Origin of the sequence: Streptomyces sp. NPDC097640, assembly GCF_040302705.1 — a bacterium.
In the GTDB taxonomy this organism is placed as follows: domain Bacteria; phylum Actinomycetota; class Actinomycetes; order Streptomycetales; family Streptomycetaceae; genus Streptomyces.
Genome location: NZ_JBEOSB010000001.1, coordinates 151,938 through 176,052, shown reverse-complemented (window position 1 = coordinate 176,052; position 24,115 = coordinate 151,938). Strand labels below are relative to the sequence as shown.

At 72.7% G+C, this 24,115-nt stretch carries 9 protein-coding genes; 2 read left to right on the top strand and 7 right to left on the bottom strand.

The window, feature by feature from the left end:
* Positions 1–79: 79 nt before the first annotated feature.
* The gene (locus tag ABTY62_RS00435; RefSeq protein ID WP_502997384.1) at positions 80–1,621 is read left to right on the top strand and encodes a tryptophan halogenase family protein; all 1,542 of its coding nucleotides are present in this window, start codon (positions 80–82) and stop codon (positions 1,619–1,621) included.
* A gap of 243 nt (positions 1,622–1,864) precedes the next feature.
* Entirely contained in the window at positions 1,865–3,154 is a 1,290-nt protein-coding gene (locus ABTY62_RS00430; protein WP_352127084.1) for a cation:proton antiporter, read from the top strand.
* A 63-nt stretch (positions 3,155–3,217) separates the two neighbouring features.
* On the opposite strand, the gene ABTY62_RS00425 is transcribed toward ABTY62_RS00430, so the two are convergent.
* From ABTY62_RS00425 to ABTY62_RS00395, 7 genes are read right to left on the bottom strand one after another with little or no spacing between them, the layout of a single operon-like run.
* Positions 3,218–4,078: a 3-hydroxyacyl-CoA dehydrogenase family protein gene (locus tag ABTY62_RS00425; protein ID WP_352127083.1), complete on the bottom strand. Its 861-nt coding sequence runs from the start codon at positions 4,076–4,078 to the stop codon at positions 3,218–3,220.
* Between the two features lie 20 nt (positions 4,079–4,098).
* The gene (locus ABTY62_RS00420; protein ID WP_352127082.1) at positions 4,099–5,124 is read right to left on the bottom strand and encodes an HAD-IIIC family phosphatase; all 1,026 of its coding nucleotides are present in this window, start codon (positions 5,122–5,124) and stop codon (positions 4,099–4,101) included.
* Positions 5,121–6,236: an acyl-CoA dehydrogenase family protein gene (locus tag ABTY62_RS00415; RefSeq protein ID WP_352127081.1), complete on the bottom strand. Its 1,116-nt coding sequence runs from the start codon at positions 6,234–6,236 to the stop codon at positions 5,121–5,123. The genes ABTY62_RS00420 and ABTY62_RS00415 overlap by 4 nt, the downstream gene beginning before the upstream one ends.
* Positions 6,236–6,499, bottom strand: a complete 264-nt coding sequence (locus ABTY62_RS00410) for an acyl carrier protein (RefSeq protein WP_352127079.1) — start codon at positions 6,497–6,499, stop codon at positions 6,236–6,238. Before ABTY62_RS00410 ends, ABTY62_RS00415 begins: the two co-directional genes overlap by 1 nt.
* 37 nt (positions 6,500–6,536) lie before the next feature.
* Complete coding sequence (locus ABTY62_RS00405) at positions 6,537–7,541, bottom strand: 3-oxoacyl-[acyl-carrier-protein] synthase III C-terminal domain-containing protein (RefSeq protein WP_352127078.1); 1,005 nt, start codon at positions 7,539–7,541, stop codon at positions 6,537–6,539.
* 1 nt (position 7,542) lies between these two features.
* Entirely contained in the window at positions 7,543–14,448 is a 6,906-nt protein-coding gene (locus ABTY62_RS00400) for a non-ribosomal peptide synthetase (protein ID WP_352127077.1), read from the bottom strand.
* 14 nt (positions 14,449–14,462) lie between these two features.
* Positions 14,463–24,050, bottom strand: a complete 9,588-nt coding sequence (locus ABTY62_RS00395) for a non-ribosomal peptide synthetase (RefSeq protein WP_352127076.1) — start codon at positions 24,048–24,050, stop codon at positions 14,463–14,465.
* Positions 24,051–24,115 lie beyond the last annotated feature (65 nt).

Here is a 24,115-nt window from a genome sequence, read left to right as displayed (position 1 = left end):
GGCGCGGAAAGGGTGAGCAGTGGTGGAGGATCATCGCATCAAGCGGGTCGTCATTCTCGGTGGCGGTACGGCCGGGTGGATGTCCGCCTCGTACCTCGGTAAAGCGCTCGGACCTGACGTATCCATCACGGTGCTGGAGTCGCCTCAGGTGGGCCGCATCGGCGTCGGCGAGGCGACGGTGCCGAACCTGCACAAGACGTTCTTCGACTACCTCGGGTTCACCGAGGAAGAGTGGATGCGCGAGTGCAACGCCAGCTTCAAGATGGGCATCAAGTTCACCAACTGGCGCACTCCGGGTGACGGCGAGGCAAATCCGCGCGCCATGGATGGCGGGAAGGACTACTTCTACCACCTGTTCGGCCTGCTCGCGAACTCGGACAACCTGCCGATCTCGCACCACTGGACGCACAAGAAGCTGACCGGCCAGACCGACGAACCGTTCGACTACGCGTGCTACCGCGAGCCTCCGGTCATGGACCAGAATCTGTCGCCGCGGTTCATGGACGGCACCAAGTGGACCAACTACGCGTGGCACTTCGACGCGAACCTGGTCGCCGACTTCCTCTGCCGGTTCGCGGTGCAGAAGCAGGGCGCGATCCACATCCAGGACAAGATGACCAGCGCCGAGGTGGACGAGCGGGGCTTCATCACCTGTGTGAAGACCGAGACCGGGCGGGTCGTCGAAGGCGATCTGTTCATCGACTGCTCGGGCTTCCGCGCGCTGCTGATCAACGGCGTGATGCGCGAGCCGTTCCTGGACATGAGCGACCACCTCCTCAACGACAGCGCGGTGGCCACCGCGGTCCAGCACGACGACGAGGCAGAGGGTGTCGAGCCGTACACCGGCGCGATCGCCATGTCGTCGGGCTGGACATGGAAGATCCCGATGCTGGGCCGGTTCGGCACCGGGTACGTGTTCTCCAGTCGCTTCCAGTCGCGCGACGACGCCACCCTCGAGTTCTGCAAGATGTGGGGCCTGGACCCGGAGACCCAGCCGCTGAACCAGATCAAGTTCCGGGTCGGCCGCAACCGCCGCGCCTGGGTGCGCAACTGCGTCAGCATCGGGCTGGCGTCGTGCTTCCTGGAGCCGCTCGAGTCCACTGGCATCTACTTCACCTACGCGGCGCTGTACCAGCTGGCGAAGCACTTCCCGGACAAGCGGTTCGACCCGATCCTCCAGCGCCGGTTCAACGCCGAGATCGAGACGATGTTCGACGACACCCGGGACTTCCTCCAGGCCCACTTCAGCTTCGCGCCGCGCAACGACACGGCGTTCTGGCGGGCCTGCAAGGAACTCGAGCTGGCCGACGACATCAAGGAAAAGATGGAGATGTACCAGGCGGGTCTCCCGGTGAACATGCCCATCACCGACGAGGCCACGTACTACGGCAACTTCGACGCCGAGTTCCGCAACTTCTGGAACAACAGCAACTACTACTGCATCTTCGCCGGCCTCGACCATCTGCCCAAGCACACGCCGCCGATCCTCGCGGCGCGGCCGGACATGATGGACCGCGCCCAGCCGGTGTTCGAGGGGATCAAGGCCAAGCAGGAGGAGCTGGCCGCGAGCCTCCCGTCCACCTACGACTACCTGCGCAAGCTCCACGGCAGGACCAGCTAGCCGGGACGCTGACGGCGTCTGCCCACGTGTGTCGGTACGGATCCGGTGCCCCCCGCTCCTCGGCGAGGTGTTTTTTGACAGCTCGCATCCTTGCAGGTGGGGCACCTTCTCCGGGTCCGTCGCCACGTACCTGAAGGGATGTCCCATGTCCGAGACTCGGCACTACGGCGTGGCACGCGTCGGCGGCGGGCCGCCGGGCTCGGCGGCCGCCTCACTGCCGGCCCGAGAGCGCCGGGAGGACTGATGCAGAGCCCGGCTTCCCCCGCAGAACTGACGCTGGCGACCGCGATGGTGGGCGTCGCGTTCATCCTCGTCCTCGGCACCGTTCTCGGCGCCGCGGCGCGAAGGCTGCGGCAGCCCGCGGTGATCGGAGAGATCATCGCGGGCATCGCCCTGGGCCCGAGCCTGCTCGGGCAACTGCCCGGCAACCTCACCGACAAGGTGTTCCCGGCCGAGGCGCGGCCGATGCTCAACGCGATCGCGCAGGTCGGACTGCTGTTGTTCATGTTCATGATCGGCTGGGAGTTCGAGAAGGGCCTGCTGCGCAATCGGCGGACGGCCGCGGTGGCGGTCTCGCTCTCGTCCGTGGCGCTGTCCTTCGGACTCGGCGTCTGCCTTGCCCTCGCGATCCACTCGCGCCATGCGCCGGACGGCGGGTCGTCCAGCACCTCGCTCGCCCTGTTCTTGGGTGCCGCGATGTCGATCACCGCCTTCCCCGTGCTCGCACGCATCCTGACGGACAGCAAGATGATGCGTACGCCGGTCGGGGCTCTGGCCCTCGCCGGCGCGGCGATCGATGACGTGCTCGCCTGGTGCATCCTGGCGGTCGTGTCGGCGACGGTGACCGCGAGCGGCGGTGGCGATCTGCTCCAGATCGCCGGGCTCTCCTTTGCGTATGTGGCGCTGATGTTCACCGTGGTCCGGCCCGTGCTGGCGTTGCTGGTCCGCCGGCTCGCCAGGAGACGCGCTCTGCCGCACCTGCTGGTGTTGCTGGCCGGTGGCGCGCTGCTGTCCGCCTATGCCACGACGTGGATCGGCATCCATGCGATCTTCGGCGCGTTTCTCTTCGGACTCGTCACGCCGCGGGAGCCGGCCGATCTGCTCCAGGTGCATGTGCGCAGGCCACTGGACATGGTCAGCGCGCTGCTGATGCCGGCGTTCTTCATCGTCACCGGGCTCGGTGTGGACATCGGCGGGCTCTCCGCCGCCAACTACCTGGAACTGGCCGCCATCATCGCGGTGGCCTGCGCGGGCAAGCTGCTCGGCGCCGGGCTCGCGGCCCGTGCGTGCGGCATGGGATGGGGACCGGCCAGGACCATCGCGCTGCTGATGAACACCCGGGGCCTCACCGAGTTGATCATTCTCAACGTCGGTGCCAGTCTCGGCATCCTGGACACATCGCTGTTCACCATGATGGTGATCATGGCACTGGTCACCACCGCCATGGCCGGACCGCTGCTGCCGCGGGATGAGGAGGCCTGGGGGGCGAAGCCCACGCCCGCTCACGCCGAGCCGGTCAAGGCACACGGCTGAGACCTCCCTCGGATCCGGCCCTGGGCCAGGGCGTCGGGGCGCGGACTTCACGAACGCGGGACATCAGCGTTCGTACAGTCCGCGCCCCCCGCTCTTGCGGCCCAGCTTCCCCTCCCGGACCAGCCGTGTGAGCAGCGCGCACGGCTCGAAGCGGTCGTCGCCCGTGAACTCGCGCAGCACATCGAGGGTGTCGACGATCGTGTCCAGGCCGATCAGATCCGCCGTCTGCAACGGGCCCATCGGGTGACCGAGGCAGTCCCGGAAGACGGCGTCGACGGTCGCGGCATCGGCCGTGCCCTGCTGGAGCACCGTGGCCGCCTCGTTGACGGTCAGCATCAGCACCCGGTTGGAGACAAAGCCCGGCCCGTCCGAGACCACCAGGCCCTTTTTGCCCATCGCGGAGAGGAGCTGGGTGGCCTCGTAGAGCGTCGCCTCGGAGGTCCGGTCCGTACGGATCACCTCCACCGCCTCCTTGAGCGGCGCGGGATTCATGAAGTGCATGCCCAGCACCCGGTCCGGGCGCCGGGTGCGGGCCGCGAGATGGCCGATCGGAATCGCCGAGGTGCAGGACGCGAACACCGCGTCCGGCGCACAGTGCTCCTCCAGCAGCCGGAACGTCTCCTCCTTGACCGGCACCCGCTCCGGGCCCGCCTCGATCACGAACGAGGCCGTGCCGAGCTCCGCCCACCGGTCCGTCCAGCGGACGTCCGCCACCATCTCGTCCGGCTTGCGCCGGGCCCGCCGCAGCAGTCCCGCGAGCCGGGCCCCGTCGCGCAGCCGTCCGGGCCCCGACTCCCGCGCTCCCGCGTCCGGTTCGTACACCACGACCCGGCGGCCCGCGTCCGCGAGGCACTGTGCGATACCGCATCCCATGATGCCGCCGCCGACCACCCCGGCCGGTCTCTCCTGCTGCTCGTGCTGCATGGCTCCTCCTCCGCTGAGGCTCAGAATCCGGGCGTGACGACCCGCACATGCCCTGTCTGCGCTGACGGCTCGTTCCGCAGTTCGAGCAGCAGCCGGTCGCCGGACCGGTCCACCACGTCGAAACCGGCGAACCGCAGGGTGACCAGCATGATCCGGTTCACGCTTGTCGGTACGAACTCGGCCCTCGGGCGGCGGCCCGCCGCCAGCGCGCGCCGCACCAGGTGGTCGAGCAGCACCGCGCCGACGCCCCGCGAGGTCACCCGGCAGGACATCAGCAGCAGCTTCAGCACGCTCTCCGTCGCACCGATCTCGCTGATCGCCAGCCCGATGGTGCCGTACGGGCCGAACCGGTCCGTGAGGCTCGCGACCAGCACCTCGTGGTCGCCCGAGGCGCAGAGCCGGCGCAGCTCCGCCATATCGGCGGTCCAGCCGGTGGTGTTGAGCTGGTGCGTGCGTACCGTCAGTTCGTGGGCCCTGGCCAGGTCGTCGGGGGTGGCCGGGCGGAGGGTCAGGACCAGGTCGAGGGAGGCGAGGAAGTCCGTCGCCGGCCCCGTGTGGTCCTCCTCCGCGGAGCGCCGCTCGGCCTCGACGCGGTACATCGTCCGGCGCTGCCGGGACTCGGCGGTGACGAACTCCGGCTGGAACTCCGCCAGAGCCGGAAGCCGCCCCGCCTGCTCGGCCGGGTAGCAGCGGACCATGGGCAGCGCCGCGGCGACCTCGGCACGCTCGACGGGGTCGTTGTCCACGAAGGCGAGGGTGTCCAGACCGATGCCCAGGGTTTCGGCGATCCGGCGGACGGCCGCGCTCTTGGCGCCCCAGCCCACCTCCACCACGGTGAACAGGTCGTCCAGGCCGTGCCGCCGCAGATGCGCGGCGGCGACCTCGTGCTCGCCCCGGCTGGCGACGGCGTGCAGGATGCCGCGCTTGTCGAGCGCGGTCAGAGTCTCGACGGCGGCGGATACGGGCACGGGGTCGTCGCCCTCCAGGACGACGCCGTCCCACAGGGTGTCGTCCAGGTCCCACACCAGACACTTGACGGTACTCACTCGCGAGGGCCCCCTTCCGCGGCCGCACGGCGCAGCAGATGCTCGGCGATATGCAGTTCGGACACCTCGTCGGAACCCTCGATGATCCGCATCACCTGTGCGTCCCGGAAGAACCGCCCGGCCCTGCTGTCCGGCGCGCACCCCGCCGAGCCCATCACCTGCACGGCGCGCCGGCTCACCGAGGCGGCGGCCCGGGCCGCCGCGTACTTGGCCATCACGGTCCGGGAGATCGCGTCGGGATCCCCCTCCTGCCGCAGCCGTGCGGCGACCCGGCACAGCTCGCGCGCCGCCTCGGTGTCCACGGCGGCGCGGGCCAGTGACCCGCGGACCAGCTGGTGCTCGGCCAGGGCCACTTTGGCCTGGGTCCTGGCCGCGGCGTGTGCGGTGGCGTCGGCCAGGCACGCCTCGGCCATCCCGAGGCACCCCCAGCCGACGGTGAACCGTCCGTGGTCCAGCGCCGTCCCCGCCACATGCGACAGGCCGAAGCCCGGGGGCGCCACCAGATGGTCTCTCGGCACCCGCACCGCGTCGAACCGCAGGTGCGCGATACGGGCCGCCCGCATCCCCAGCTGGCCGCTCACCGGCTCACGTGTCACCCCGGGCCGGTCGGCCTCGACGAGGACCGTGGCGGGACGGCCGTCCAGCCGGCCGAGGACCAGATAGACGGTGGCGAGCTCGCCGAAGGTGATCCACCGCTTGACCCCGGTGACCGTCAGCGCATCGTTCTCCGCGCCGATCCGCGTCTCGACGGCCGTCAGATCGCTGCCCGCTCCCTGCTCCGTGGCGGCGAATCCGGCGAGCTGGTCCCCGGTGGCAAGTTGCGGCAGCCACTCCGCGCGCTGCGCGGCGCTGCCCCAGCGGGCCAGCGCGGCCGCGACCATGCCCTGCACCGTCACCAGGCCGCGCAGCGCGCTGCATACGGAGCCGAGCCGCGCGCACAGTTCGCCGAGCTCCAGCGGGGTGGCCCCGCGGCCGCCGTAGCGCTCGGGCACATCGAGGCCGAGCAGCCCGGCGGCGGCCAGGTCCCCCACGGCCGACTCGGGCAGCGCACCGTGCAGGTCCCAGGCCGCGGCCTCGTCCCGCAGTGCCGCGAGGTCCGGCAGCGTGCGCATCAGGCCGCCGTCTTGCGGAGCACGAAGTCGGTGAGTCGGCTGACCGTACGGAAGTGGTCCAGGTCCAGGTCCTCGACGCCGACCTCCAGGCCGAACCGCCGCTCCACGAACGTGACCAGCTCCAGCGCGAAGAGCGAGTTGACCAGGCCCAGGGCGAAGTAGTCGTCGTCGGGTCCGATGGGCTGCCGGGCCCCGGCGGTGAGAAACGCCGTCAGCTCGCCGCTCACCTCGCCCGCCGCCGGCCGGCCAGTCTCCGTGCCCATCCGTTCTCCTCCTTGCGGTTCCGTGTCCCTGCCGGTCCTACAGGTAGTGCGACGTGCCGCCGCCGTCTCCGTGCTCGACCAGCAGCAGGCTCCAGGCCGCCACCGGGCTGACGTTGAGCAGCACCGCGCGCTCCCCCTCGGCCAGCGCGCCCGACTCGATGGCGGACATCAGGTTCAGCAGCACATCGCCCGGCCCGAGGTGTCCGTAGCGGCGCAGATTGCCCGCGCACTCCCCGGCCAGCTCGACGCCGAGCGTCTCCTCGGTGAAGCGGAACGAGCCCAGCGACAGGTTCTGGCTGAGGTGGCAGCCGATGTCGGCGGGGCGCATGCCGTTGCGGTCGAGCAGCGCGCGGTGCAGCTCGCGCAGGTGGTTGCGGGTCTCGATGGCGAGCTTGAAGGAATAACCGCGGACGTCGGCGCACTCCTCGCGCCAGTCGGCGGAGGGGCGGTCGCGGTAGTCGACCGTGAAGAGGTTCCAGTAGTCGCCGTTGGTGCGCTGGGCCACGTCGAGCAGCCGGAGCGGTCCGCGCCGGGACACCAGTACGGCCTGGCCGCCGTCGCCGCTCACGGTGACCGGGTGGCGGTAGCGGCGCGGCGTGGCGGGCTTGCTGCCATGGGCGATGAGGACGTTGTCGAGCGTGTCGTCGGCGGCCAGCAGGCCGCGTGCGGCCAGCAGCGCCGGACCGATCGAGGCGCAGCCCAGGCCGCCCACGGAGAAGGTCAGGGCGCGGCGGGCGCCGAGAAGTGCCTGGAGCCGGGTGGCCTCCGAGCTCATCAGGGTCTCGGGCGAGCGCGCGTCGATGACGATCAGCGCGTCGAGCTCGTGCGGGCTGAGACCCGCGTCGGCCAGAGCACGCGAGGCGGCACCGGCCGCGAGCTCGGTGGCCGACAGGTCGTCGGCGCGGATCTCGTCGATGCCGAGCTGGAGGCAGGTCTCCGCCTCGGCGGCGGGCAGCTCGTCGAGCTCCGGCAGGTCCGGGACCTTCAGCGTCCGTTCCGGCAGATAGTGGGCGACGGCCCGCAGGGCCACGGTCGCGGCCATCTCACCCCTCCCGCCGTACGCCGGGCGGTTCGGGCTCCACGCCGCTCAGCTCGCCGAACGCCTCGGCGAGATGGTCGGCGAACACGGCCATGCCGGCGGCATCGAGCCGGCCGTTGTGGACCAGCGTGATGTCCAGGACGCCGTCCACGACCGCCGTGACGACCACGATCGGCTGGACCTCCAGCAACGTCCGCTGCTGCGCGGGAAGCGGCGCCTGCCTGATCCGAAGCGCCCCGTCACCGACCTTGATGGAGTCGACGCCACCGACCTTGTGCTCCACGAGCACCATCGGCTCCGCCAGCTCCCGCAGCCGTGCGACGGCGGGGGTCCGCGGGCTCAGCGTACGGAGGATGCCGAAGCCGACACCGTCGTGCGGGACGGCGCGCAGCGTGTCGACGACGCCCGGCAGCGCGTCGGGGACGCGGGCGCCGGGCTCCACGGGGAGCAGCACCGGGAAGGAGTTGGTGAACCAGCCCAGCGACCTGGACCGGTCGGACGGCCGGTACGGGTTCGGCGAGCCGTGGCCGACGGTGCACAGATAGGCGTGTGGCTGCCCGCGCCACCGGGCCCACGCACAGGCCACGGCGGCCAGCGCCGCTTCCCGGCTCGCCGGGCCCGAGACGGTGAGCGGGGCCGCGAACGCGTCGGCGGGCACCCGCCGGTGGATGACGCCGGGCTCGGCGGACGACTCCGCCTCCGCCTCCGGAAGGTCGTTCCCCTCCTGGCCGGCACGGAGCACGCTGGTCCAGTAGGTGAGCTCGCCCGCGAGCTGGTCGGACTGGGCCATGGTGTGCAGCCGCTGGGCCCATGCGCGCCAGGCGGGCGGGCGGGTCTCGCGGCGCGGCGCGCCGGTGGCGGCGATGTCCGCCAGGGCCCCGTTGAGGTCCTCCAGCAGGGGGACGGTCGAGATCTCGTCGTAGGCGAAGTGGTGCACCACGAACAGCAGTACCCCGGGGTGGTGCGGGCCGCGGCTGTAGAACTTGGCCTGGAGCAGCGGGCCGCGCGCCAGGTCCAGCCTGTCGATCAGCTTGTCCATGTCGGCCTTCAGCAGGGCCAGTTCGTCCTCCGGGCCCATCGGCGGCAGCACGGTGGTCTCCAGCAGCTCGGCGTGTTCCGCTGCCGCACACTCCGCGCGCCAGCCGAGGCCGTTGTGCAGAAAGCGGTACCGCAACGGCTCCTGGAGCGCCACGAGATGGACCAGCGCCGTACGGACGGCCTCGGCCGCCACGCCGGGCGCGACCTCCAGGACCTCGACCGTGACGAAGTCCGTGGGCGCCTCGTCCCGGGCGTCCAGCAGACGGTGGACCAGGGGGGTGAGGGGGAGGGGGCCGGAGGGAGCGGAGTCGTGCGGGGCGGTGTCGGCCGGGGCCTCGAGCTGTGCGCTGCCCGCCACCCCCGCACTCGTACTCGTACTCGCACTCGCACTCGCGACCTCGGCGAGGCCGCGCAGCGTCGGGTGGCGGAGCACGTCCTGGGGCGTGACCGAGACGCCGGCGCGCGCAGCCCTCGCGGCGACCCCCACACTGAGGACGGAATCCCCGCCGATCTGGAAGAAGTTGTCATCGGGCGCGATGCCGTCACGGCTGAGCAGCTCGGACCAGATCCGGGCCAGCACCCGCTCGGTCTCGGTCGAGGACAGGGCGGGGTGAGGGAGTTCGGCAGGCGGCATGGTCGGCTCCTGGGATTCCTGGCTCAGGCTGCGGCGGTCGATCTTGTTGCCGCCGGAGGTCTTGGGCAGGGCGGTGTGCGGAACGACGCGCGCGGGGACCATGTGCGGCGGCACCCGCTCGGCCACGGCGGCGAGCAGCTCGGCCTCGCCCGGCAGCGCCTCCCCCGCGATATGGGCGACCAGCCGCAGCGAGCCGGACGCCTGTCGCTCGGACACGACGAGGGCCTCGCGCACGCCCGGATGCGCCACCAGGGCCCGTTCGATCTCGGCGGGTTCGATACGGAATCCGCGCAGGGAGATCTGGTCGTCGGCGCGGCCGTGCACGGTGAGGGTGCCGTCCGGCCCGCGGCTGGCCAGATCGCCGGTGCGGTACATCCGCGAGCCCGGCGCGCCGAACGGGTCGGCCACGAAACGGGCCGCGGTGTGGCCGGGCCGCCGGTGGTAGCCGCGCCCCACGGACGCGCCCGCGATATAGAGCTCGCCGGTGTCCGCCGGGCGGCCGCGCTCGTCGAGGACATAGGCGTCGGAGCCCGCGATCGGGTGGCCGATGTCCGGGGTCGCGCTGCCCGATGCCGAGACGCGGGAGCAGGTGCACAGGACGGTGCACTCGGTCGGCCCGTAGAGGTTCAGCACCTCGAACGGCAGCCGGGCGGGCGGCCGTACGCGCAGCTGGTCCCCGCCGGTCCCCAGGGTGCGCAGCGCGAGTCCGGGGACGGGGGTGTACTCGCCGAGCAGCAGTTCCGCCCTGGGCGTGGGCAGCATGAGCACGGCGATCCGGTGCTCCGCCAGCCAGCTCAGCAGCTGCGCGGGGGTCTGGTTCTCCGGGAGGAAGTGGAGGGTGGCGCCGTGGTAGAGGGCGCCCAGGATCTCCATGACGGCGGCGTCGTATCCGGCGGCCGAGGACTGCGCCACCTGGTCCGAGGCGGACATCCGCAGCCGGTCTCCGTACCAGCGCAGCAGGGTGAGGAGGCTGTGGTGCTCGATCTCGCAGCCCTGGGGTCGGCCCGTCGAGCCGGAGGTGTACGCGACGTAGGCCAATCCCCCGGAAATCTCCGGCGAGGCGCTCGGGCCGCTTTCGCCGCGGTCCGGCAGTACGGTCACGTCGTTGCCCTCGACCATGACCGGGGCCCGCAGTTCGGCCAGGATCGCGGCCCTGCGTGTCTCGGGGGCCAAGGGGTCGAGGCAGACGAAGGCCGCGCCGAGGGCGTGTGCGGCGAGCCAGCCCACGGCCAGGTCCGGGCCGCGTTTCGCGTACACCGGGATCAGTGGGCCCGCGCCGGATTGCCGCAGCCGCCTCGCGAGTTCCTCGGCGCGGCCGACCAGCTCGCCGTACGAGATAGGTGTCCCGGCGTCCACCAGGGCGGTCCGCTCGGGAGCGCGCTCGGCGTGCCGTCTGATGACCTCCCACGCCGGGGCCGGGTGCGCCGTGGGATCAGTGCCCCTGCGGGGCGCGGCATCGCTGATCGGGCTGTCCGGGTCCGCCAGCGCCGCGGCGATGATGTCCTGGTGGAGTCGGAGCAGTTCGCGCATGGTGGACTCGTCGAACAGGTCGACCGCGTACTCCAGATAGCCGCGCATCGGCTCGTCGTCCTGGTCGCCGATTCCGAGCGTCAGGTCGACCTTGGCGGTGCCGGGGGCGATGCCGTCGGTGCTGTCCTCCTCGAGGGGCGCGACCGTGACGCCCTCCAGCTCCGCCGGGTGGGTCGCGGTGTTCTGGTGCGAATAGGCCACGGTGAACAGCGGGTGCCGGGACGCGTCGCGCGGCGGCTTCAGCGCGGCCACGATGTCCGCGAACGGCACCTCCTCGTGGTCCAGCACCCCGGCGACGGTGGCTTTGCAGCGCCGGACCAGCTCGCGGAACGTCATCCCGCCGTCGACCCTCGTACGGAAGGGCAGCGCGTTGTTGAAGTAGCCGATCAGCTCGTGGGTCGCCGGGTTGAGCCGTCCGGAGGTGGCGGAGCCGACCACGACGTCCTCGTGGCCCGCCCACCGATGCAGCAGCGCGTCGAAGACGGCCAGCATGGTGACGAAAGTCGTCACCCCCTCCTGGCGGCTGAACTCCCGTATCCCCTCGGTGTCTTCCGGGCTCAGCGCGAATTTGATCAGTGCCCCGGCGTGGGACTCCACCTCGGGGCGCGGCCGGTCCAGTGGCAGTTCGCGCGGGCGGAGATCCGCGAGCTGCGCGCGCCAGAACTCCAGGCCGCGCTCCCGCACCCCGGAGTCCAGCCGGCTCCGCTGCCAGGCCGCGAAGTCGGCGTACTGGATGGGCAGTTCGGGCAGGTTGGGGGACCGTCCGGCCAGGCGTGCGGCGTAGCACTCGGCCAGGTCGCGGAAGTAGATCCGGGGCACCCAGCCGTCGAAGACGCTGTGGTGCCAGGTGCACAGCAGCAGATGGTCCTCATCCGAGACGGCGAAGAGGACGGCGCGCACCAGCGGGCCGCGCGCCAGGTCGAACGGTGTGGTCGCCTCGGCCTCCGCCAGCTCCCGCAGCCGCTCCTCCGGGTCCGCCGCCCCGCTCAGGTCCACCACCTTCAGCTGCGGTTCCGGCACATCGGCGTACACCCACGGCACGCCGTCGGCGTCGGCGGCGATTCGGCTGCGCAGCACCTCGTGCCGCCGCACCAGGTCGGCGATCGCGCCGCGCAGGGCCGTACGGTCCAGGGGGCCGTGCAGGCGCAGATCGAGGGGGATGTTGTAGAGGGGGGTGCCCGGGGCGAGCTGGTCGATGTACCAGAGCTGCTCCTGGCCGACGGACGGGGGCAGCGGGCCTCCGGGCTCGCGCGGCAGCAGCGGAATGGTCCAGTCCGTGTTCGCGTCGACGGCGCCGCGCCGCCCGCCGATCAGGGCCGCCAACTCGCTGACCGTACGGTGCTCATAGAGGTCGGTGAAGGTCAGCTGGACGGCGAATCTGCGCTCGACCTCGCGGAGCAGGCTGATGCCGGCGATGGAGGTGCCGCCCAGCGCGAAGTAGTCCGAGTCGGCCTGGATGCCCGGGGCCTTGAGCATCCGCTGCCACATGTCCGCAATGGCCTGCTCGATGTCCGGGTTGTCCGGTGTGCTGCTGGAAGCCTCGGGAAGTGGACCGCTTTCGCCTCTCTGGGGGCCGCGGGGCGCCTCCTGCGTGCCGTACCAGCAGGGGACGGGCTCGAAGGGGTAGGTCGGGGCCTCGATGCGGCGGACGCCGGCGCCCGCGTGATGCGCGCGCCAGTCGAAGGTCGCGCCCAGTTCGTACAGCCTCGCCATCGCGCCGAGGACCCCGCCGTCCGTACCGTCGTCCGACAGCAGCCGTACGAGCGGCAGCTCGGGAGCCTCGGTGGCCATCGCCCGCGACAGGGCGCCGCCCGCGCCCATCTCCAGCAGCACCGCGCCCTCGGCGAGAAAGCCGCGCACCGCGCGTCGCAGGCCCTCCTGGTCGACCTCGGCGGTCGGGGGCGTGTCGGCGGCCAGCCGGACCGCCTCGTCCTCGCTGATCCGCTCCCGGAGCAGCCGCACCACCAGGTTCCCCGGCCCGGAGCCGACCATCCGGGAGGTCTTCAGACCGAGCCCGCTGACCAGCTCGTACAGCGCGCGGTGCCGGAGCAGCCGCCCCGTCCGCTCCGGGGCCGGCAAGGGGAACGCGGAGCAGAGCCGGATCCAGGTCGCGTCGTCCAACTCCGTGTCGCCGGAGAACAGAAGCACCACCGGGACCTCGGGGGCGACGGGCCGGTCCGGCGGTACGGCCATGCGCAGCGCCTCGGCCAGCTCGCGGGTGTCGTGCGCGGTGCGGGCCCAGCGGAACGGGTGGTCGTCCCGGCCGGTGTTCAGCGCGAACGCGACCTCCGGCAGGCCGTGTTCGGTGGCCTCCAGGAACTCCGTGAGTCGGGTGGCATAACGGGCGAGCGCGGCGGGGGTCTTCGCGGAGAGGGTGACCAGGTGCGGTGTTGCGCCGCTGGGCGTTTCCGCACCCGGCAAGGGTTCCGGCGCCTCCTCGATGACGGCGTGCACATTGGTCCCCGTCAACCCGAACGAGCTCAGCCCGGCCCGCCGGGGCCCCTCCTCCGGCGCCGGCCATGGCGCCGTCTCCGTCCGTACGTTCAACAGGTCCGCGAACTCGATCAGCGGATTCGGCGTGCTGAAGTGGACGGTCGGATAGAGCGCCGTGTGGCGCAGCGCGGCCAGGACCTTGAACAGTCCGGCCATGCCCGCCGCGTGGTCCAGATGCCCGAAATTGCTTTTCGCGGCGCCGATGTCGAGCGGCGCACCGGGCCGTCCGCCGCTCGCCGCGAGGGCCTGGCGCAGCCCGTCCGCCTCGATGACGTCGCCGAGCGGGGTGCCGGAGCCGTGGCACTCGACACAGCCCGCCGTGCCGGGGCCGGCCCCGGCGTCCCGCCACGCCTCGGCGATGACGGCGGCCTGGGCGCTCGCGCTGGGGGCGCTCATGCTGGTGGCCCCGGCGCCATTGTGGTTGACGGCGACGCCGCGCAGCACGGCGTGGATGTGGTCCCCGTCGGCGAGCGCCTCGGACAGCCGCTTGAGGACGACATAGCCGCCGCCCTCCCCGAGCGTGGTGCCGTCGGCCTTCGCGTCGAACGGGCGGCACACGCCCTCCTGCGAGAACAGGCCGAGCAGCGGGTCATGGGCCCGCTTGGGCTGCAACACCGACTCGACCCTGAGCCCGCCGGAGACCGCGAGGTCGCACTGGCCCTCGCGCAGCTTCTCGACAGCCAGCGCCAGCGCGCTCAGGCTGCCGCTGCACGCGGTGTCGACGACCAGGGCGGGCCCCGCGAAGTCGAAGAGATACGAGATACGGGCGGCCAGCGCGGCCGGTATCGAGCCGAGGATCTGCTGCGGGTCGTCCTCCGCGTACAGCCGCGCGTATGACGGCTCCGGCGCGCTGACGATCACGGCGGTGCGGGAGCCGCGCAGCGTGGCGGGGGCGTAGCAGGCGTTCTCCAGCGCCTGGTGCACCAGCTGAAGGGTCAGCCGCTGGTGGGGGTCCATCAGTTCGGCCTCGCCCAGCGAGATGCCGAAGAAGGCGTGGTCGAACAGGTCGACCCGGTCAAGATAGCCCAGGGCCTGATAGTCGGTCCCCGGGTGGCCGCCCGCGTACCGGATCCGGTCGGGGTCCGGTGGCCGTACGCTGTCCCGGCCCGCGGCGAGGTTGCCGTGCAGCCGGTCCAGCGTGTCCGCGTCCGGCAGCGCGAACGCGATCCCGGTGATCGCGACAGCTTCTCGGCTCTCGCGGCCGTCTCGGCCCATCCGATGCCCCCGTCTCACAGTTCGTAGTCGCCGTCGGAGTCGTGGTCGTTCCCGCACGGGGCGCCCTCGTGCTGCTCGCCGTCGTCCGCGTGCCCGGCGCGGCGCAGGTCCAGGCGGACCGCCATCCCCTCGATGGTCGAGTGCTCCAGCAACTCGGCCATGCTCAAGGCGGGCAGTCGGTCGGCGAGCTGGATGAGGGTGAGCGAGGAGCCGCCCGCCTCGAAGAACTTCTCCCGGATCCCGACCCGCGCCCTGCCCAGCAGCCCGGTCCACGCCTCTGCCACGGTCCGCTCACTGTCGGTGCGGGGCGGCAGATACGCGGGGTCCACCGTGGCGTCCGGCGAGGGCAGGGCCTGGCGGTCGACCTTGCCGTAGAGGTTCAGCGGCAGCCGTTCCATGGGGACGAACGCCGTCGGAATCATCTGCTCCGGCAGCCGCGCCGCCAGGTGCTCCCGCAACGCGCCCGGCCCAGGTCCGGCCACGTCGATCGCCCTGCTCACCACATACGCCACCAGGTGCCGCCCCGCGCCCTCCCCGGCGGCGACCACACACACCTGCGCCACCTCGGGGTGCCCGGTGAGCGCGGCCTCCACCTCGCCGAGCTCCACGCGCACGCCGCGCACCTTGACCTGATCGTCGGACCGGCCGACGAAGCGGAGGGTGCCGTCAGGGGCCCAGCGCACCAAGTCGCCCGTGCGGTACATCCGCTCGCCCGGCTCCCCGAACGGGCAGGCCACAAAGCGCCCGGCGGTCAGCCCTCCGCGGCCCAGGTAGCCGCGCGCGAGGCAGTCCCCCGCGAGATGGAGCTCGCCGACGGCGCCCACCGGAACGGGCCGCAGCCGCGGGTCCAGCACAAAGCACCGGGTGCCCGCGGCGGGCCTGCCGAGCGGCGGGATGGCGGGCCCGGACAGCGGCGCGCTCATCACCGTGCATACGGTCGCCTCGGTCGGCCCGTAGCCGTTGAGCACCCGCCCCCTGCGCGACCAGCTCTCCACCGTCTCACCGGGCAGCGCCTCGCCGGCCGCGAACACGGTCACCCCGGGTACGGACGCGGCCGGCATGGTGGCCAGGACCGCGGGCGGTGCGACCAGATGGGTCACCCCGCGCTCCCTGATGAACCCGGTCAGCGCCGGCAGCGGCCCCGGCGGGGCCACCACGACGGCGCCTCCGGTGAGCAGCGGCGCGGCGAGCTCGAAGAACGCGCTGTCCCAGCCGGCCGAGAGCCATTGGAGCACCCTGCTGCCGGGCCCGATGCCCCCGTTCTGCTGCCCGGTGGCGGCCAGGTTCGCGATGCCGCGGTGGGTGACCACGGTGCCCTTGGGACGGCCTGTGGAGCCGGATGTGTAGATCACGTAGGCGGCGTTCTCGGGGTGGGCCCGCACCGTCGGCGCCGCCGTGTCCGGATGGCCGTCCGCCACGCCCGTTCCGTCGAGGTCGAGGTCGAGGGTGAGGGTGAGGGTGAGCACGGGCACGCCCGGATCCCACCCGGAGTCCGCGGGCAGCAGCACCAGCGCGGCGCCCGCGTCGGCCAGCATCCACGCGCGCCGCTCCGCGGGGTGCGCCGGCTCGAGCGGCATCGTCGCCGCACCGGCCTTCCATACCGCCAGCTGGGCCGTCACCATGGCGACGCTGCGCGGCAGGCACAGGCCGACGATCGACTCGGGCCCGATGCCGCGAGCGGTGAGCGCGTGGGCCAGCCGGTGGGCCCGCCGGTCCAGTTCCGCGTACGTCACCTGCTCGGCGCCGTCGCCGCTCAGCAGGGCGAGCGCGTCCGGGCTGCGGCGGACCTGCTCGGCGAACAGGTCCTGGACGCAGCCGAGGGGGACGGGGGTGAGCGGGGACCTGGTCCAGTCCCCGAGCACCTGCCGCCGCTCCTGGTCGGGCAGCATCGGCAGGTCTCCGACACTCCGGTGCGGCTCCTCGGCCATGCCGCGCAGCACGGTCCGCAGTTGGGCCGCCAGCCGCTCGATGGTCGCGGCGTCGAAGAGCTCCGGGTCATAGCCCAGTTGCAGCACCAGCTCATCGCCCGGGTACGCGATCAGGGCGAGCGGATAGTTGGTGCTGTCGTCGCCGTCCAGCTCGATCACGCGCACCGCGTCGTGCTGGACGTCCGTCGGTTCACCGGGGTAGTTCTCGAACGCGACCGTGCTGTCGAACAGCCGGGTCCCGGCGGGCACTCCGCTGTGGGCCTGCTGCCGCGCCAGCGGATAGTGGCCGAACTCCCGCGCCACCGCCTGTTCCTCCTGGAGCCGCGCCAGCCAGTCGAGGGTGTCGGCCGTGGGGTCGACGGTGACCCGTACCGGCAGGGTGTTGATCAGCGGCCCGCTGATCGTCTCCACGCCGGGGACGGCGGTCGGGCGGATGGACACCGCGGCGCCGAACAGCACCTCGTCCACTGCGGCGTGCCGGGCCAGCAGCACCGCCCAGGCCGCCTGGACGACCGTGCCGACGGTGAGCCGGTGGCGCCGCGCGAAGGCTCCGATGTCCGGGGTGCCCGGCAGCCGGAGGTCGAACGTCCGGATGTGGCCGCCGACCGGCCCCACGGGACGGTCGTACGGCAGCGGCGTGGGCGTGTCGAACCCGGCGAGCGCCTCCCGCCAGTACGCCTCGGCGGCCTCGCCGGCTCTGCCGTCCTGCCCGCGCAGCCACTCCACATAGTCCCGGAACGGCCTGCACACGAGGGGTTCGGGCACCTCCCCCCGGGTGAGCGCGGCGCAGGCGGCGAGGGCCGCGTCCACGGTCCGGGTCAGGCTCCAGCCGTCAAAGAAGAGATGATGTGACGTCAGCAGTACGTGTGCCCTGCTGTCCGACAGCCGCGAGATCGTCACCCGGAAGGGGATCGGGCTGCGCAGATCCAGCCCCTCGGCGCGGTCCCCGTCCTCCAGTCGGCGCAGTCGCGCACGCTGCTCGCCCGGCGGCAGCGACCGCAGGTCGTGGTGTGTGATCCGGGGCTCCGCGCGGTGTACGACCTGCACCGGCTCGGCGAGCCCGGACCAGTGCACCGTGCTGCGCAGTACGGGGTGCGCCGCCACCACCCGCCGCCAGGCGGCATCCAGCGCCCGCGGGTCCGTGACCCCGTCGATGACGAGCGTGAACCGGCGGCCGTAGACATCGAGCCGCTCGCCGCCGCTCAGCGAGTGGTACAGCATCCCGGACTGGAGAGGCGTCAGCGGATACACGTCCTCGACCGCGCGGCCGTCGCCGACCAGCGCGTCGACCTGTGCCTGGTCCAACGCCGCGAGCGGATAGTCCGAGGGGGTACGCCCGCCGCTGCCGGGCGCCAGGCAGTGGGCGGTGAGCGCGCGCAGCGCGGCGAGCGTGCCGTCGGCGAGTCGCCGGATCTCCGGCTCGTCGTAGGCGGCGCGGGAGTAGTCCCAGGTGAAGACGAGTTCGCCGCCGGTGGTCTCGGCCGTCACCTCCAGCTCGAAGGGCCGGATCTCGTCGGGGTGGATGGCGTCGGTGAGCGGGAACTCCCGTCCGCTGTAGAAGCCCCCGTGGGTGTCCAGGGGCGCGAACTGGCCGAGATAGTTGAAGTTGACGTGGGGCCGGGGCCCGTTCGGGGAGCCGTTCCGGCCCAGATAGCGCAGCGCGTCATGGCCCAGGCCGTGCCGGGGCACGGCCCGCAGCTGCTCCTTGACGGCCTTGAGGGCCGGGCCCCAGTCTGCGGTGTCCACCGCTTCTGCCATATCCGGCATCTCCGGCAGCTCGATGGTCACCGGGAACTGGGTGGTGAACCAGCCGACCGTGCGGGAGATGTCCACCCCGTCGAAGAGCTGCTCCCGGCCATGGCCCTCCAGGTTGATCGCGACGGGCCCCGGGCCGAGCGCCCGCGCCAGCGCGGCCAGCAGGACGTCGTTCGGCCGGGTGCGGTAGGCGACGGGCACCTGGCGCAGCAGCGCCGCGGTCTCGTCCCGGCTCAGCCGGGCGGTCACGACCGCGCCGGTGCCGACCTCGGCGGGGGCGGCCACGCCCGGTGGCGGGGCCTGGACGGCGGTCCAGTAGGGCAGTTCGCCGTCGAGTCCGCCGGAGGCCACGTACTCGTTCAGCCGCCGCGCCCAGTCGGGGAACGACGTGGTCTTCGGGCCGAGGTCGATCGGGGCACCCTCGGCGGCCTGGACGTAGGCGGTGCGCAGATCGTCCAGCAGGATCCGCCAGGAGACCCCGTCCACGACGAAGTGGTGGACCATCAGCAGCAGTCGGGGGTTGCGCGCCGGGCCGAGGTCGAGATGGACGGCCTTGAGGAGCGGCCCCGCGCGCAGATCGAGGGCGGCCTCGGCGTGTGCGATGACGGTCGACATATCGGGGGACGGGGACGGGTCGTCGGCCAACTCGCCGCGGATCTCGAAGACGTCGCCGTCCCCCTCGGCCTCCACCGGCGCGATCCGCAGCCGCCAGGCCCCCTCGTCCCCCTCGGCATCGGCTCGTTCGGCCCGGGTCCGCAGCGCGTCATGGTGGGCGACGACCGCGTGCACGGCCGCCCGCACGGCCGTCACGTCCACCCCGGCGGCCAGCTCGACGCAGCGGGGCATGGTGAAGCGGTCGGGGCACACGGTGATGTTCTCGAAGAACCAGTGCTGGATCGGGGTGAGCGGGAACGGCCCGGACGCGGAGGCGTCGGACGGATCCGCCGCCGAGGACGTATCACCGGAGGTACCGGGCGCGCCGGACTCGACGGACACCACCTCGGCCAGCTCGCGGATCGTCTGCCGCTGGAAGATGTCGCGCGACGCGATCCGCAGCCCTTCCCGGCCCAGTGCGGCGACGACCTGGACGCTGAGGATCGAGTCGCCGCCGAGGGCGAAGAAGTTGTGGTCGATCCCGGGCCGTTCGACGCCGAGGACCGCCGTCCACGCCTGGGCCAGCATCCTTTCCGTGCGGGTGCGCGGCGCCGCGAAGCGGGTTCGGGCGGCGGGCAGCGCCGGATCCGGGAGGGCCGGGCGGTCGACCTTGCCGTTGCGGTTGACGGGGAGCTCATCCAGCACCACGAAGGCGGACGGCACCATGGGCGCGGGCAGCACCTCCGCGACAGAGCGCCGCAGGGTCTCGGGGGTCGGCCGCCCCTCGGGCGACTCCCCGTCGGCGGCGACATACGCCACGAGGCGCTCGTCCCTGACCACCACCGCGACTCCGCCCACCCCGGGGTGGGTGCCCAGCACCGCCTCGATCTCGCCCGGTTCGATCCGGAAGCCGCGCACCTTCACCTGCTGATCGACCCGGCCCCGGAACTCCAGCGCCCCGTCGACCCGCCGGCGGACCAGGTCCCCCGTGCGGTAGAGCCGCTCGCCGGGGACGTACGGATCGGCCACGAAACGTTCGGCGGTACGGCCGGGACTGCCCACATACCCCCGCCCGACTCCGGACCCGCCGATGTACAGCTCCCCGTCCATCCCGACCGGCACGGGACGCAGATAGGGGTCGAGCACCTCGACGCGGGCGCCGTTGACGGGCCCGCCGATCGGCACGGCCCCGGCGACCGTGCCCGGGTCGGTGCCCGCGGGCAGCAGGTGCGCGGTGGACATGACGGTCGTCTCCGTGGGCCCGTACGCGTTGACGAACGTGCGCCCCGGCAGCCAGCCCGCCGCCAGCTCGGGCGGGCAGACCTCACCGCAGGCGAGGACCGTCTCAAGCGCCGGGACCTCGTCCGGGGCGACCGTGGCGAGCAGCGCGGGCGTCAGCAACAGCAGTGTCACGCCGTCGCGGCGCAGCTGCTCTGCGAGGCCGAGGGTGCCGTCCCGTTCGCCCGCCTCGCTCAGGCACAGGGTCGCGCCGGAGAACAGCGGCGTCAGGGCCTGCCACAGCCCGCAGTCGAAGCAGATCGACAGATGCAGCAGCGTCCTGGTGGCCGGGCCGAAGCCGAACATGCGGCGGGCGTCCTCGGCGGCGAGCGCCAGGGAACTGTGGGTGATCATCACGCCCTTGGGGCGGCCGGTTGAGCCCGAGGTGTAGAGGACATACGCCAGATTCGACGGCCCCACCTCGGTGCGCGGCGGCGCGGCCGCCCGGGCCGGTGGCTCGGCCCCGCCCGGGTCCAGGCCGGTCACGGTCGTATCGCCGGGCAGCACATCGTGGAGCGGCTCGCGGGTCAGCACCACCCGCGTGCCGGTGTCCGCGAGCAGCAGCGCGAGGCGCTCACGCGGATACCCGGGGTCCAGCGGCACCATCACGCCCCCGGACTTGAGCACGGCGAGCAGCGCCACGATCAGGTCCGGGGAGCGCTCCAGACAGATTCCGACGGGTGTCTCGGGGCCGACCCCGCGCGCCACCAGCCGGTGGGCCAGCCCGTTGGCGCGTTCGTCCAGCTCGCGGTAGGTCAGCTCCGTCCCGCCGTGCAGGACGGCGAGCTGCTCGGGGGCGTGCCGCGCCCACTCCTCGAACTGCTCATGGGCGCCCCCGGACGGCCGTTCCCGGGACGAGGGCAGGGGCGGCGCGGAGAGCGCGGACGGCTCCAGGCCGTCCCCGCCCATCGGCAGCAGCCGCAGCGGCCGCTCGGGATCGGCGGCGATCTCCGCCAGCAGCGCGGTCAGCTGACCGCTGAGCCGTCGCACCGTCGCAGCGTCGTAGAGGTCGGTGTTGTAGTTGGCGTACAGCCGCAGCTCATCGCCCCGTTCGCGGAACTCCAGGGTCAGGTCGAAGTTGGCCGCGACCGTGGGCAGTTCGAGGTCCTCCGCGGTGAGCCCGGCGAAGTCCGGCTCTCCGGCGGGCGCGTTCTGCATCACCACCATGGCGCTGACCAGCGGCGAACGGGCCGGGTCGCGCTCCGGTGCCAGCGCCCGCACCACTCGCTCGAACGGTACGTCCGCGTGCGCGACGGCATCCAGCAGCGTGTCCCTGACCTGGCCGAGGAAGTCGCCGAAGGCCTGCCGCTCGTCCACCGTCGAGCGGATCACGACCGTATTGACGAAGTACCCGACCAGATCGGCCCACTCGACCCGGCCCCGGCCCGACTCGGCGGTGCCGACCGCCACATCGGCCTGGCGGCAGTGGCGGGAGAGGAGGAGCTGGGCGGCCGCCATCAGCGTCGTGAACAGGCTCACCTGCCGCACCCTGCTGAGCTCCTTCAGCCGGCCGGTCACCTCGGCCGGAACCGTGGCCCACTCCGCGGCACCCGCGGTGCTGCGGGTGGCGGGGCGCGGCCGGTCCGTGGGCAGCTCGGTGGGCGTCAGCCCGTCCAGCCGAGCACGCCAGTAGTCGAGCCGGCGATCGGCGTCGGCGCCGACCAGGTGTTCGCGCTGCCAGCGCGTGAAGTCGGCGTAGCGGGCGGCGAGCGGGGGCAGTGCGGCGGGCTCGCCGCGCACGGCGGCGGAGTAGCAGTGGGCGAGCTCCGAGAGCAGGACCTCGTTGGCCCAGCCGTCGGTGATGAGGTGGTGCATCGTCAGCGCGAGGACGTGTTCCTTGTCGCCGAGCCGTATGAGCAGGGCGCGCAGCGGCGGCGCCGCCCGCAGGTCGAAGACCGTGCCGTACTCTTCGCGCAACACCTGCTCCAGCGCGTCCTCCACGGATGAACCGGCATCGGTGTCCCGCAGGTCGACGGACTCCAGCGCCACCTCGCCCGGCGCCACCACCACCTGCGCACCCTGCCCGTCGATCTTCTGGAAGGTCGTACGGAGCGCGTCCTGCCGCGAGACCACCTCGGTCAGCGCCTGCCGCAGCGCCGCGACATCCAGCAGGCCGGTCAGCCGGAGGGCCTTGCCGATGTTGTACTCGGCGCCCGGCTCGTAGTCGTGCAGAAACCACAGCGGCTGCTGCGCGAACGACAGCGGCAGCCGCTCGTCGGCGCCCGCCCCGGACGGCACCGCGCTCCGTACGGGCGGCCCGGCGGGCCCGGCGGGTGCCAGCACGGCGGCCAGCTCCGCCAGCGTCGGCCGGTCGAACAGCGCGCGGTACGGCCACACGACCCCGAGCCGGGACCGGGCGAGGGCCGCGGCCTGGATGCCGATGACGGAGTCGCCGCCCAGGTTGAAGAAGTTGTCCTCGGCGCCCACCCGTTCGACGCCCAGCACCTCGGCCCAGATCCCGGCGAGCGCCCGCTCGGCGTCGGTGCGCGGCGGGACATACGCCGCCCCCCGCTCCGGCGCGGGCAGCGCACGCCGGTCCAGCTTCCCGCCCGGCAGCAGCGGAAGCCGGTCGAGCACGACGAATGCCGCGGGGACCATATGCGCGGGCAGGCTGTCGGTGAGAAAGGCCCGTAACGCGTCGCCGCTCGGCCGTACGGGCGCGCCGTCGCCCGTCTCCGGCTCGACGTACCCGACGAGCCCCTGCGTGCCCTCCTCCCCCGCGGTCACGGCGGCGCGCCGCACCCCGGGGTAGCGCAGCAGGGCGGCCTCGATCTCGCCGGGCTCGATCCGGAAGCCCCGGACGCTCAACTGCTCGTCCGTACGGCCCAGATACTCCAGGTTTCCGTCGTCCCCCCACCGCACCAGGTCCCCGGTCCGGTACATCCGGGCCCCGTCCGGCGCGAACGGGTCGGCGACAAAGCGCCCGGCGGTCAGTGCCGCACGCCCGTGATAGCCGCGGGCGACCCCGCTGCCGCCCAGATACAGCTCGCCCTGCTGCCCGTCCCGCACCGGTCGCAGCCCGGAGTCCAGCACATGGGCGGACGTACGCGCGAGGGGCCGCCCGATCGGCAGATACCGGCCCTGGACGGCCCGTACGGCCTCGGGTGTGGGGCGAGGGAGCAGCGCGCAGGAGTCGATGGTCGTCTCGGTCGTCCCGTACGCGTTGACCACGACCGTGTCGGGATGCAGCCGTCCGGCGAGCTCCCGGTAGTCCCGGGCGGCCCAGCCCTCCGAGCCGACCGACAGCAGCCGCAGCGGCGGCATGCCGCGCCCCGCCCGCCCCGCCTCCCGCACCAGCTCCGTGGCGAGCCCCGGCATCGTCTCCACGGCCGTGCCCCCGTGCCGCTCGACCAGCTCCAGCAGCCGCGCCGGCTCGGTGACCGCCTCGTCGGGAGCGATCACCAGACAGCCACCGGCGAAGACGGAGCGCAGCATGTCCGCGAAGAACAGGTCGACGGACAGGCTGGTGACCGAGACGAAGCGCAGCGGCTCCGCGCGCAGCCCGTACAGCTCGTCCCAGGCCGCCCAGATATGGGCCAGCTGACGGTGTTCGACGGCGACGCCCTTGGGCGGTCCTGTGGAACCGGAGGTGTAGATGACGTAGGCGAGATCCTCGGGGGCGGGACGCGCCGATGAGGGCGCCTCGGCCTCTCCCCCGGCCCGGGCACCGGCCGTGTGATCCATCACCGTCAGCCCGGCCAGCCCGTCGAACAGCCCCGCCGCCTCCGGCTCGGCCACCACCACCCGCACGCCCGCGTCCTCGGCCATCCACCGCAGCCGGGCCCTCGGGTGTGCCGGGTCGAGCGGCACATAGGCCGCGCCGGACTTGAGTACGCCGAGCACGCCGACGGCCATCGCGGCGCCACGCCGTACGCTGAGGCCCACCAGCCGCTCGGGACCGGCTCCACGCTCGGTCAGGGCGTGGGCCAGGACGCCGGACCGCCGGTCGAGCTCGGCGAACGACAGTTGCTCGTCCTCCGCGATGACCGCGGGGGCGTCCGGTGTGCGTGCCAGCGTTTCCGCGAACAGGTCTAACGGCGCTCGCAAAGATCCTCCCCCGTCGCCTTTACCGGCCGTTGCACGGACTTCATGTTTTCGCACGGCGTCAGGCC